Below are 12,296 nucleotides of genomic sequence, written 5' to 3'. Positions count from 1 at the left end.
CAGGCTGATGAGACACGATACAATCTGGCATCGGCGATGCTTATAAGGGAATTCGTTTGGAAGGCGTATTGTATGCGGGCAGCTTCCGCCTCAGTCCGCTCCTCGTAAGCGTTAGGCGCTAAAATATGCGCGCAGCTAACAGACTGAAAGCAAAGCGCATATCCAAGCCCGTGATGATAAAACGGACAAGCTACCCAGACGCCCAGTCCGAACACTTCTTAACATCTCAAACATATTCGCGCATGTGGAATTCGCGGTTTCGATCCGACGTGCTCGACAGCACAATCAGTTTCGCCCCCGAGCGACGTGGGTGCGCAACGGCCCGCGCTCCGGTGAGCCAACACTTAGTTACTACTGTTACCACTGAACTTTGCATTGCGCCGCAACGCGCACGTTCCGCAACGTGCCGGCCGGATCGCAGCCACGCATTTCACGGATCGCTGTTTCGCACCGCTTGAAAAGTGGGCGCGTCATGCCACCCGTGCGCTGGCAGGAAGTGTTGATCTGAATAAACGTTTGAGCAGATAGAGTCTCCATCCATGAAAGTGCTGTTCGCCACTTACCCAATGGCTTTCCATACCCCCGGAGGCGGAGAAATACAGCTGCTTGCGTATCACAAGTATCTGCCCGCTCATGGAGTGGACGTCACGCTGTTCGATCCATGGAACCCAAGGTTCCTCGAACATGACGTGGTCCACTTCTTCTCGTGCGTCGGCGGTTCGGTCCATTTCTGTAACTTTGTCAAACAGTTGGGCTTGCCGTTGGTGGTTTCGTCTAGCCTTTGGGTGACGGAGGAGACCAAGCATCTTTATCCGATCGGCGAGATTCATCATCAGTTTTCGTTGGCGGATCGCGTGGTGGCGAACTCGGATATCGAATGCGAGACGCTTGCGCGGATCTTTGACCTTCCCCGCGAAAAATTCGGCACGGTGCTGAATGGCGTCGAGGAAAGCTTTTATGAGCCAGTTGCGCCTGAGTTGTTTCGCAGCGAGTTCAAGATTCATGATCGCTTCGTGCTGAACGTGGGCAACATCGAACCGCGCAAAAACCAGTTGGCGCTGGCCAAGGCGATGAAGTCGTTCCCCGAGCTCAAGCTCGTTCTGATAGGCCATCAGCGCGATCCCGAGTATGCGAAAGCATGCTTCGCAGAAGGCGGCGACCAGCTCATTTACGCCGGTACGCTGGCTCATGATTCGCCGGTGCTCCGCTCCGCCTACGCGGCATGCGAAGCGTTCGTTTTGCCAAGCACACTGGAAACACCGGGGCTCGCGGCGCTCGAAGCGCACGCTGCGGGAGCCCGTATCGCGGTGACGAAAGTTGGCTCTACCGAAGAATACTTCGCCGAGCACGTCGCCTATCTGGACCCGTCCGATGTCGAAAGTATCGCGAAGTCGATTCGCGATGCCCTTACACAAAAGCGCGCCGGCACGTCAGGCAGCGTGCGCAACCTGACGTGGCAAGCAGTCCTCTCCCCCTTGAAAGACATCTACGATTCCCTGCTGACAAAATGAACTTCGATCTTCGTCCTCTGAATAACGTCGAGAAATCCTCGAACCCCGACTTCGCTTGGCAGGCGACCAACGGCGACCCGCAGTTCGAACTGGTGGGCTGGGAGGAATTGTCTGGGCGTGCGGTGCGCATTTCGTTCGAACTCGCGAAGGAGAACATGCCGGCCTCCGCCTGCATGATTTACTTCGATGCGGGTTCCGGGATGTCCGAGCACACCGCGATCGGTCTCGCGGTAAATGGTGAGGGGAAAGTCGACCAGGTGGTGGCCTTCCCGCCGCTGGTGGGTCCGTTGCGTTTCGACCCGATCGCGCGGCCGGGACTGTTTTCGGTGAACAACCTGAAGGTCAAACTGCTCACAGACGCGGAATGCCCGCCAGAACTGCTCGAACGAGCACGCCGGATGGCTTCCTGGCGTGGAGGCGCACAATCGGCCGGTGCGCCGACCGTCGGGCAGACCTATCAGGAATGGATCGACTCGCACGAACCGCCCCCATCGATCTATCCAGAATTGCGCGCACACTCAAAAACGTGGGAACTGCAGCCGCTAATCAGCATCGTCATGCCGACGTACAACACGCCTGAGAAATGGCTGCGCAAGGCGATCAATTCTGTTATCGACCAAGTCTACGAAAACTGGGAATTCTGCATTGCCGACGATTGCTCCAGCAAGAGCGAGGTGAAGGCGGTACTGGACAGCTATGTCGCCAAAGACCCGCGCATCAAGGTTGCCTATCGAACCACGAACGGGCACATTAGCGCGTCGAGCAATACGGCATTGGAACTTGCAGTAGGTGATTTCGTAGGCCTTCTCGATCACGACGACGAGCTACACCCTCTCGCGCTCTACTGCGTCGTCGAAATGATCAACGCTCATCCCGACGCCGCACTGATCTATAGCGACGAAGATAAGATTTCGGAGGAAGGCGTTCGATCGGACCCGTACTTCAAATGCGACTTCAACTACGATCTGTTCCTCAGCCAGAACATGATCTCGCATTTCGGCGTGTACCGGACCTCGGTCATGAAGGAAGTCGGAGGCTTCAGAACCGGCTTTGAGGGCTCGCAGGATTACGACCTAGCTTTGCGCGTGCTGGATCGCGCCGGACATCACGCGGTCTATCACGTGCCGCGTGCGCTGTACCACTGGCGCATGATCCCCGAAAGCACGGCGGCCGGCCACGAAGCCAAGCCGTACGCGCATATCGCTGCGATGCGTGCTCTCGACGAGCACCTGACGCGCAACAATATCAACGCACATACGATCCATGCCCCGGGCACCGACGCATTCAACAAGGTCGTGTACGCCCTTCCCGAAGTGTTGCCGTCGGTCGAGATCATCATTCCGACTCGTGACTCCGCCGGACTCGTCGAGCAATGCGTTGAATCAGTCCGCCAGAAATCGAGCTATCCGAATTTCCGGATCACGATTATCGACAATGGCTCGGTCAAGCAGGAAACGCATGATCTGTTCGCGCGCCTGCAAGCGGACGAGCGTATCAAGGTCGTGCGCGACGACTCGCCGTTCAACTACTCGGCGCTGAACAATCGCGTCGCACTCGCGAGCACGGCAGATTTCGTCTGCCTGATGAACAACGATATCGAAGTCATCAATACCGACTGGCTCGAAGAGATGATCTCGGTCGCCTTGCAGCCGAATGTCGGCGCAGTGGGAGCGAAGCTGCTGTATCCGGACGATACGATTCAACACGGCGGCGTCGTGCTGGGCGTAGGCGGCATTGCGAGCCACGCTCACAAGCACTTCCCCAATACGATGGCGGGCTATTTTGCCCGTGCACGCTTGCGCAATGCGATGAGCGCTGTCACCGCGGCTTGCCTGTTGATCCGTCAATTGATCTACAAGGAAGTCAACGGCCTCGACGAACAGTTGCACGTTGCATATAACGACATCGATTTCTGCCTACGTGTTCGGCAAGCGGGCTATCGCAACGTGTGGACGCCGTATGCGGAGCTCTATCACCACGAGTCGGCAACGCGCGGCGCGGAAGACACGCCCGAAAAAATCAGCCGTTTCAACAAGGAATCCGAGCTGGTGAGGCAGCGCTGGGGTGAACTGCTGCTGAACGATCCGTACTACTCGCCGAATCTGACGCTAAACGCCGACGACTTTTCTTTCGCATGGCCCTCGAGGATTGCAGACCTTGGTTAATCTGTTACCGGAGACAAACAAAACGGAGTGGCTGGCTGAGTACCGCCACCCATCGCCGAGCGAGCTGTTTTGCCTGCCGAGCGCGATCTATTTCCTGATGAAATTCAGAGCGGATCTGGCGCGCTTCAATTCCAAAGCGCTGGATGACCGGCTGACGCTGTATTTCTGGTGGGAAATGACGGCGCGGCAAACCTATCCCGACTTCAACTGGGTCCTTCGTCCGGAGGACCTGGAGTATTTGCGTCAACTCGATAACGAGTCGCTAATGGAGCGGCATCCGGAGGCGGTGACGTATTGGCTGGGCGCGACTTCGCCGAGCGTACTCGATGCCAAGCATCTCACCGAAACCCTGCTCGAGCCACAAACGGTGTTTGAAGAAGCGGGGTTGCAGGTGCCGCGGCTGATCAAGCTTATCGTCGGCAGCCGGGGAGACCTCGCGGCGGCGTTCGACCTGGGTACCCTGACGGGCTACCTGAATTGCCTCGACTGGTGGCAAGCGCACGGCCAGCAGGCCTGCCCGAGAGTAACGTGGAGACCGCCCGTCTCGTGGCCCAAACTGCTGGAGTCGATTGACGATTCGAGCTCCGGTGCCATGCCGTTTCCGCGGTTCCTCGCGCTCATCACGGCCGAGCGGCCTGACCTGCGCGACGCATTCACCCTGAACACTTTCACGGGCCGGTTGGCCTGCCTCAGTTGGTGGGAAGAGCACGGCCATCGGGAATATTCGCGGATCAAGTGGACCCAGCCGCCGATCGGCGGGGCTATGCTCGAACCCGAGGAGCCTGTTAGCGAGGACGGACCTCACGTTCCACGCTTCATCGCGTTGATCATCAAGGAGCGGCCCGATCTGCAATCCTCATTCAGCCTGCAGAGCTTTACTGGAAGGCTGAGTTGCCTGTCATGGTGGCTCGAACACGGACAACTCCAATATCGGGCGATCAAATGGGTCCCACCCGGCGTGCCCGCGCCTCTGTTCGAAATGGAATGGGGCACTCATCCCGACTGGCTGCCGCTGCCGCGATTTCTTGGCCTGACTCTCAGCGAACGGCCTGACCTGCAAGCGTCCTGCGCGCTGGAAAGCTTTATCGGGCGGCTGAACTGCCTTTCGTGGTGGGTCGAACACGGGCAGTTTCAATATCCGGCCATTCGTTGGGCAGTGCCAACGTTACCCGCTGAATTGTTCACCATGGAATCTGGCGAACATTGCAGCTTACCGCTCGTACCGCGATTTCTTCGCTTGATCTGGAATGAACGGCCAGACCTGCAGGCTGCCTTCAACCTGGATAGCTTCAGCGAACGGTTGAGTTACCTGTCGTGGTGGGACGCACACGGCCAGGACGAGTACCACGCGATCAAATGGTCTGCCTCGGGGGTTACCGAAACGTTGGCTCGCATGGGCGATGAGCAGGCACCCGGCACGTCGTTGCTGCCGCGCTTCCTCGAACTGATTGCAAGCGAGCGCGCAGATCTGCGAGCCGCTTTCGACGTGCACACCGAGGCGGGTCGAGAACAGCTTGCGCGTTGGTGGAACGAATGCCGCGCGCATGAATATCCGCTATTGGGCTCGCTCAAGGTGCAGTGGGCAGAAAGCCCTGCTGCGAATAAGTCGACCGGGCCTCGACGCTACCACGCCCACGTCGAAGGCAGCGGATACGGTTTTGGCGTGAATGTCGTCGGCTTTCCGCAAGGCGTGCTGGGCTTAGGTGAAGATGCCAGGATGGCCGCGCACGTTTTCCAGTTGACTTCGACGCCGGTCGTTCTGGTCAACGCGCCGATGTCTGGACCGCAAAAGCTCGACACGTCGGTCGATCACCTGCTGAGCGACGATCTCAAGTACGGCATCAGCCTCTTTTGCCTGCCGCCTCCTGAAATGGTGCGCCTCGCTCTTGAAGGTGGTCGCAAATTGATCGACGCGCCAACCCACAAGATTGGCGCGTGGCCCTGGGAACTCCCCCATTGGCCTAGCGCGTTCGGCAAGGTGGATCAGATGGTCGACGAGATCTGGGCGCAGAGCAAGTTCGTCCAGAGCGTCTATAGCCGCCTGGGCGACACTCCCGTCTACCACATGCCGATGGCTGTCGAAGTGCCTGTGCCTGCGAACCCCAATCGCGAACGGTTTGGCCTGCCGTCGAATGAGTTTCTGTTCTATCTGATGTTCGATGGCAACTCGTGGCTGAGCCGCAAAAACCCGCTGGCTGGCGTGCAAGCGTTCAAACAGGCTTTTGGTGCGAACTCGCCGGGCGTTGGTCTCGTCATCAAGACCATGAACGTACGCGACGACGATCCGACGTGGCGGGCAGTCTGCGACGTTACCGCTGGGGATAGCCGGATTCATATCGTGTCGGAGCGGCTGAGCCGCCAGGATACGATCGACTTCATGGCCTGCTGCGACGCGTACATTTCGCTGCACCGCAGTGAAGGGTTTGGCCGCGTGATCGCCGAGGCGATGGCGTTGGGTCAACCTGTCGTTGCGACGAATTTCTCCGGTAACGTCGATTTCTGCGAGACTGATACAGCGTTCCTGGTCGATGGGGAACTCGTCCCGCTGCGCCCTGGGGACTATCTATTCTCCGAAGGCCAATACTGGTGCGATCCGGATGTGTCGATTGCAGTTGAACAGCTTAAACGCATGATCGAAGATGCACCGCTGCGCGAGCGTATAGCGCAAGCAGGCAAGGCTCGTATTGTGCGCGACTATTCGTTCGAGGCAGTCGCACGAGCCTATGCGTGGCGGTTGGCAGAGATTGCAGGAGTGCAAGGAAAATGAAGCTGCATGTGTGCGCGCCGGATATTTTCTCAGGCGACGCGGTGGGTAACCACTGCCTCGGTGTGGCGAGAATGGCAGAGGGCCTCGGCTGGGATGTCGAGGTCTACGCGCAGCGATTCGATGTCTCGGCACGTGCCGTTCACAAGATCGACGACCTGTTCGTTGAAGTGACCGAAGACGATACGCTGCTTCTGAGCTATTCCATTTTTGATCCCTACCTCGACGCACTGCTGGAATTGCCATGCCGCAAGGTATGCTACTTCCATGGCATTACCGAACCAGGTCTATTGCGTGCGTTCGAACCCAAAACGGCGGAGCTATGCGAACTGGCAATTGGGCAACTGCCCAAGCTCGCCAAGTTTGACATCGTAATCGCCAATTCGAAGCACACCGCGCAAAGCCTTGCGCCTTATGTCGACGCGGCATCGATCCTGGTGATCCCGCCAGTGTTTCCCGACATGCCCGCTTTCACGGATGTTCCGAGGCAACGCTCGCGATCCGGCCACGCAATCAATCTGCTGGTGATCGGGCGAGTAGTGCCACATAAATGCATCGAAGACGCGATAGACGTTTTGGCACATCTTGTTGAGCGTGACATCGACGCCTCCGTTTCCGTGGTCGGCACCATGCCGAACTACGACTATACAAAGTTCCTGCTCAATCACGCACGCGGGCTCGGCGTACTTGGACGCATCGACTTCTCCGGCGTGCTTGACGATGCGGATCTCTCCGACTCTTTCGAGAAGGCAAGCGCACTTCTGTCGCCGAGTCGCCATGAAGGGTTTTGCGTTCCGGCTCTGGAGGCGATGTATCGAGGCATTCCAGCGTTTGTGCGCGACGGGCACGCGGCAGCCGAAGTTGTCGGCTTCCCTGAACTGGTGTTTGCCGAGGCGGCGGACACCATTTCGGTCGCTAAAGCAGTTGAGGAAATCCTGACGAATGATCGGAAACTTGCAGAACTCAAACCGCTAGTCGAACGACGAGCACGAGAATTGCTCCATCAGAGCGATCCAGAATTCTGGCTGCGCGCCCTCAACAAGCAAGCGACTCGTTAGCATCGGCTATGAAAGCTCAACCCAAAATCCTCATCACGACGTACCACTCCGCCTTTCTTGTCAAAGGCGGTGGTGAGTTTGAGATCGTCAGCCTGGTCGACAGCCTGAAAAAGCAGGGCTATATCGCGGACATTTATGGCCCCTTCTCGCAGTCGATCGATAACTACGACGTGGTTCTCCATTTTTCAGTGCATGGCGGTGGATTGGAACTGCTACGCTCGATCGCTGCGGCCGGCAAGCCAATCGTGCTGTGGCCCAATCTCTGGATCAACGCGCTGCAACCGCCGCCGGCGGACATGATCGCCGAACACGTCAAGCTTGCGAAATACATCGTCTTCAAGTCGATCGCTGAGAAGGAACACTTCTGTTCCCATTTCCCCGCTCCAGAGGAAAAGATAAGGCTCGTGCCTGCAGGAGTGGACGTTGTGTTCACCAAAGCCGCACCGCCCGACTTGTTTCGGACGATGTATAGCCTCGAGGAATACGCAATCTGGTTCGGGGTCATCGAGCCCAACAAGAATCAACTGGTTGCTATACGCGCACTCCGTGACAGCGACACGCCGCTCGTGTTCGTCGGCCGATATCGGGACCGGGCGTACTACGATGCGTGCCGTCGAGAAGCACCTGCCAATTCCGTATTCATCGACGGTCTACCATACCGCTCTGAGATTATGAGGGCGGCATTGCAGGAAGCCAGCTACTACATCGAAATTTCGAAAGAACCGGCGGGCCTGTCTGCGATTGCCGCCGGGTTGGCAGGCTGTCGACTGGTGCTGAGCGACTCAGCGTGGGCGCGCGAACACTTTGATGGATTCGCACAATTCGTCGATCCCGACTCTGAGACCAGTGTACGCAGCGGTGTTGCTGCTAGCCTTGAAACGCCATTACGGGTTCAGGAGCTACGCCGGCATCTTCAGAAACACTGCTTGCCGGACGCAATTACCCCGCTGCTAAACGTCTTTACCGAAGCGGTGACGTCGTCATGATGCTCTACCTCTTTCGTCACGGGAAATCCCATGCAAACGCCGCTCGGCTCGTAACGGGCACGCGCACGGACACGCTCGTCGACGAGGGACAACGTCAAGCGAAAGCGATGAGGCAGTGGCTCGATCAGGTCGAACTTGTTGGTGACCGCTTCCTCACAAGCGATTGGCTTCGCGCCCAGGAGACAGCGCGTCTCATGTTTCCAGATGCCAAGTGGGAAATCGATGCGCGCCTCGGCGAGACCGATGCAGGTTCGGTTGCTGACAGGCCGCTAACCGAGTTCGTCGAGAAGCACCCCGGCTTCTATGGCGACAACTCTACGAAGTATCCCGACGGCGAGTCTCACCTCGACCTCAACCGCCGTGTAATGGCATGGCTCGATGAGATGCTGGATGCCAATTCATCCGACAAAAAAATCGTGGTTGTTGCGCATTCTGGTCCTATCGCGTGCCTGATTCAGCACGCGCTGATGATCGGCATGGATCGCTTCCCCGCCCTGCTGCCCTCGCATGCAAGCCTTACAATCATTGAGTATTCCGGCACCGGCGCGCGCAAAGCAACGCTTAAGACCTTCTCGCTGACCCCAGCCGAGACGGCAACCCCCATGCTGGCCCAAACGAGGCAATAAAATAGATGATGAAGGTGTTGGCACTTCAGCGAGTTTCCCATGTCGCGGCAGACGCGTTGTCGCTGTCGGTGGAGGCACGTGTCACCGAGGCATTGGACTACCTGACTGACCAAGGTCAACTAGTTTACGCCGCGATCGCTGAGAACCATGATCGCGTTCATGCAGCACTGAGCTGGGCCGATGTGCTCGTTCTAAGCAAACACAGCTCACAAGCAGCAGTTGAGATAGCGACACAGGCGAAGCGCCGCGGCCTGCGGGTCATCTACGATGTAGATGACTGGATCTTCTCCTTTCCGTCTTACAGCAACGCGAAGAAGATGTCGCGGCAACTTGATGCCATCCAGGCATTGATTGGCATCGCGGACGTCGTAACCGTCGCGAACACAAAACTGTTCTCCGAGATCAAGCAATATTGTGAGAGCCCCGTACTACTGCCGAACGGCATGTATGTGGAGAAGTACATTCCTGCAAACCGTGACTGGCAGGATGCCGAATCCGATCCGCCCAGGATCGTCTTTACGAATGCGGATCTGATCAAGGTGCACAACAGTAAGGAGGTGTTGCTCCGGGTGCTGCAGGACTTCTTTCACCTGCACCCTGAATACACGCTTGATTTCTACGGCGACCCATTCCCCGAAATCTTCTCCCTGCCGTTTTTGCACTATACGAGCAGGAAACAATACGCAGACTATGTGCAGTCGCTTATTGCCGGCAACTATGCGTTCTCAATTACGCCGCTTGGTGGGGCTGAGGACCCGGACAGCCTGTTCTTCAACAGCTGCAAGAATCCCTTCAAGTACCTCAATTACGGTACCGCGAGGGTGCCGGGGATCTATTCACGCAGCCCTATCTATGAGGACTGCATTCATCACGAGCAAACCGGCTTATTGGTCGCCAATACCTATGAGGGCTGGCTTTCGGCAATGGAGTCAATGGCCACTGATGCGGAGCTACGCCGGACGATTCGTGAACAGGCCTTTGACGATGTGGTCGAAAAGCATCACATCCGATTTAGTGCGGACGTCCTGACCTCGGTCCTTTCGAACTAGAGCCCTGGAGTCGTCATGCGCAAATACGGGATTTACGAGCCGCTCTATCTGCCGAACCAACAGCTGTCGAGCGATGAGTTTTTGCCTCTCGTGATCAGAGACAATAGTGCTGCGGCTTGGCGCGAGTTCAGGATTCTGGTCGACATGTACCGGAGTGGGGCATACCTGAAGCATGCGGCAACCGGGCTCTTCTCACCGAAGTTCTCGTTGAAGTCCAGGATTGCCGCGGAAGATTTCATCAAGTTCGTGGATGCGCGACCAGATTGCGACGTGTGGTTTATCAACCCGTTTCCACAGCTCGCCTATTGGTCGTTCAACGTCTGGATGCAGGGCGAACATGCGCATCCAGGGTTGCAGCAAGCGGCCCAATCGCTGCTCGATGCGTCAGGGAGCGACTGGCAATTGAACGACGTCCCTCGGCACGGCAACGGCATCCTGTCGTATTGCAACTTTTGGGTAGGCTCGCAAAAGTTTTGGGAATCTTATGTCGGGCAAGTTCTGCTTCCTATAGCAGAATTTCTTGAGCACAACCCGGATCACCCCGTGTCACGCTCTGTGATGGTGGACACGAGTCACACAGATCCAGCACCATTCCTGCCATTCATCGTTGAGCGGTTATTCAGTACCTATATCTCTCTGAATCCACGATGCACGGCGGCATCGTATGCGATCCCGTACAAGGAGATATCAGAGTATTGCATCGACGATTTCGAACGTCTGCTTGTTCGCAACATGCAACCGCTGGTTGACGAAGCTGATGCGGCAAGAGTCTTCGACCAGCGGCTCAAGGATCAAATGGACTTCATGTGTGCGCTCTGGCAACAGCATTTCTTCGATCTCTATTCGTATAAGCCGCATCCGCATACGGGGCATCTCTTGCGCTAACTGGACCATTGCCTATGCAGAGCGCGCCGCACGCCGTCCCCTGCACGAAACGCTAACGCGCGCGGCACATGGCGGTAGCACTATAAAGTGCGGATAGCGCGGCCCTCGCGCCAACCATAGTGCTTATAGTGAAGAGTCGGGTCCGCCCCTGCCTCAAGAACGTCGGGATTGGCACGGAGATATTGAAGAGGGTCGAAATCGGGCGGAAATGCGATTGGTTCCACAGGATCCAGGTCACTGCGCTGCCCTGATTGGCGTGGCGTTAGTCCATTTCCCGCGCGCCTAGAATGCAACCCTTCAAGTACGCGGCGCAAGCGCCAAAGCGGAACTCCTGGGGTCGCATTGCTTGCGGCGCGCTCCATGCACAGCCAACTGTCGGCTATATGTTTCTTGTCGTGTGAACGTCTCAGCGTGACAAAAAATTCGAACTCGTTTCGCGCCGTGTCACAGAAATCCTCGCACGCAAAATCAAGCAGACCGATTTGGGACAAATCGCCTACGAGGCGAGCGAAAGATTTCGGGGTGAAGGCCCAGCAATGAACGTCATGGTATGTGCCGTTCTCGAACGCGTCACGCGCGAGATATATGCCACCACCCCAAGTATGTTGTCGCCTGACAGACCGGGCATCAATGCGCCCACGCCACGCATCCAAGGTGTTGATATCAGCAGCGCTCAAACAGTAGTCGAGCAATGAGTATGGCTGTGGAACGCGTGCGCGGGCAATATAGCTCACTAGGACCTCCTGTAAGCGTGTCTCCCGGCGAAAATAATCGAATGTGAAACGTCTGTCAGGGACGGCAAGGCGAACCTCCCCAGTGGGTTTGAGTACTGCCGCCAGCTCCCTTAACCAGGTGACCAGGTCTGGAACATGCTCTACGACGTGAGAAGCTACGACGTAGTCGACGTACTGACCACCGACAGCTTCATGGAGGGTGCTTTTACCCCAAATAGCATCGACATCGACAATCTCCTTGACGTCGACGTGACCATCGTCTTTGTACTTTTGTCGTAGCCCCGGTGTATCAGTATGGTCAACGTAGATGACCTTCGCACCATCGCACCGCCGAACTAGCGGCCAGCAGAGTGGACCTATTTCAATGCCGGTACTGTCCTTAATGTTGAGTCCGCGCAGAAACCGCTTTCGACGCTCGTCTCGATGATCAAAGATGTCGCCACCATCGCCGCTCTTCTGCATGTTGTCTCTCGTAAATTGGCTGCACTTTTCTGAGTTCGTTCAATCCTACCTGAAAA

9 protein-coding genes are annotated in these 12,296 nt (G+C 57.0%); 8 read left to right on the top strand and 1 reads right to left on the bottom strand.

Going from position 1 to position 12,296, the window contains the following annotated elements:
- Window positions 1-539 precede the first annotated feature (539 nt).
- The 8 genes from AC3WLT_RS15410 to AC3WLT_RS15375 are packed head-to-tail and all read left to right on the top strand — an operon-like array spanning window position 540 to window position 11,044.
- The gene (locus AC3WLT_RS15410) at window positions 540-1,511 is read left to right on the top strand and encodes a glycosyltransferase (RefSeq protein WP_492592577.1); all 972 of its coding nucleotides are present in this window, start codon (window positions 540-542) and stop codon (window positions 1,509-1,511) included.
- Complete coding sequence (locus AC3WLT_RS15405) at window positions 1,508-3,676, top strand: glycosyltransferase family 2 protein (protein WP_492592576.1); 2,169 nt, start codon at window positions 1,508-1,510, stop codon at window positions 3,674-3,676. The genes AC3WLT_RS15410 and AC3WLT_RS15405 overlap by 4 nt, the downstream gene beginning before the upstream one ends.
- On the top strand, window positions 3,669-6,443 hold the full coding sequence (locus tag AC3WLT_RS15400; RefSeq protein WP_492592575.1) for a glycosyltransferase family 4 protein: 2,775 nt from the start codon (window positions 3,669-3,671) through the stop codon (window positions 6,441-6,443). Before AC3WLT_RS15405 ends, AC3WLT_RS15400 begins: the two co-directional genes overlap by 8 nt.
- On the top strand, window positions 6,440-7,498 hold the full coding sequence (locus tag AC3WLT_RS15395) for a glycosyltransferase (protein WP_492592574.1): 1,059 nt from the start codon (window positions 6,440-6,442) through the stop codon (window positions 7,496-7,498). The genes AC3WLT_RS15400 and AC3WLT_RS15395 overlap by 4 nt, the downstream gene beginning before the upstream one ends.
- An 8-nt stretch (window positions 7,499-7,506) precedes the next feature.
- Window positions 7,507-8,484: a glycosyltransferase family protein gene (locus AC3WLT_RS15390; RefSeq protein WP_492592573.1), complete on the top strand. Its 978-nt coding sequence runs from the start codon at window positions 7,507-7,509 to the stop codon at window positions 8,482-8,484.
- On the top strand, window positions 8,481-9,110 hold the full coding sequence (locus tag AC3WLT_RS15385; RefSeq protein WP_492592572.1) for a histidine phosphatase family protein: 630 nt from the start codon (window positions 8,481-8,483) through the stop codon (window positions 9,108-9,110). Before AC3WLT_RS15390 ends, AC3WLT_RS15385 begins: the two co-directional genes overlap by 4 nt.
- Before the next feature lie 5 nt (window positions 9,111-9,115).
- Window positions 9,116-10,159 (top strand): glycosyltransferase family protein, encoded by a 1,044-nt coding sequence (locus tag AC3WLT_RS15380; RefSeq protein ID WP_492592571.1) that lies wholly within the window; start codon window positions 9,116-9,118, stop codon window positions 10,157-10,159.
- Window positions 10,160-10,174: 15 nt separating this feature from the next.
- On the top strand, window positions 10,175-11,044 hold the full coding sequence (locus AC3WLT_RS15375) for a hypothetical protein (protein WP_492592570.1): 870 nt from the start codon (window positions 10,175-10,177) through the stop codon (window positions 11,042-11,044).
- 80 nt (window positions 11,045-11,124) lie between these two features.
- On the opposite strand, the gene AC3WLT_RS15370 is transcribed toward AC3WLT_RS15375, so the two are convergent.
- Window positions 11,125-12,240, bottom strand: a complete 1,116-nt coding sequence (locus AC3WLT_RS15370; protein WP_492592569.1) for a methyltransferase domain-containing protein — start codon at window positions 12,238-12,240, stop codon at window positions 11,125-11,127.
- Window positions 12,241-12,296: the final 56 nt, after the last annotated feature.

It is taken from the genome of Paraburkholderia sp. FW306-2-2C-D06C, from assembly GCF_058781505.1.
This window is presented reverse-complemented; position numbering and strand designations above follow the sequence as displayed.

What these genes read in the sequence shown, in the direction of transcription:
- AC3WLT_RS15395 (WP_492592574.1), top strand. Translation starts at nt 6,440, where the DNA reads ATGAAGCTGCATGTGTGCGCGCCGGATATTTTCTCAGGCGACGCGGTG.
- AC3WLT_RS15385 (WP_492592572.1), top strand. Translation starts at nt 8,481, where the DNA reads ATGATGCTCTACCTCTTTCGTCACGGGAAATCCCATGCAAACGCCGCT.
- AC3WLT_RS15370 (WP_492592569.1), bottom strand. Translation starts at nt 12,240, where the DNA reads ATGCAGAAGAGCGGCGATGGTGGCGACATCTTTGATCATCGAGACGAG.
- AC3WLT_RS15405 (WP_492592576.1), top strand. Translation starts at nt 1,508, where the DNA reads ATGAACTTCGATCTTCGTCCTCTGAATAACGTCGAGAAATCCTCGAAC.
- AC3WLT_RS15390 (WP_492592573.1), top strand. Translation starts at nt 7,507, where the DNA reads ATGAAAGCTCAACCCAAAATCCTCATCACGACGTACCACTCCGCCTTT.
- AC3WLT_RS15375 (WP_492592570.1), top strand. Translation starts at nt 10,175, where the DNA reads ATGCGCAAATACGGGATTTACGAGCCGCTCTATCTGCCGAACCAACAG.
- AC3WLT_RS15410 (WP_492592577.1), top strand. Translation starts at nt 540, where the DNA reads ATGAAAGTGCTGTTCGCCACTTACCCAATGGCTTTCCATACCCCCGGA.
- AC3WLT_RS15380 (WP_492592571.1), top strand. Translation starts at nt 9,116, where the DNA reads ATGATGAAGGTGTTGGCACTTCAGCGAGTTTCCCATGTCGCGGCAGAC.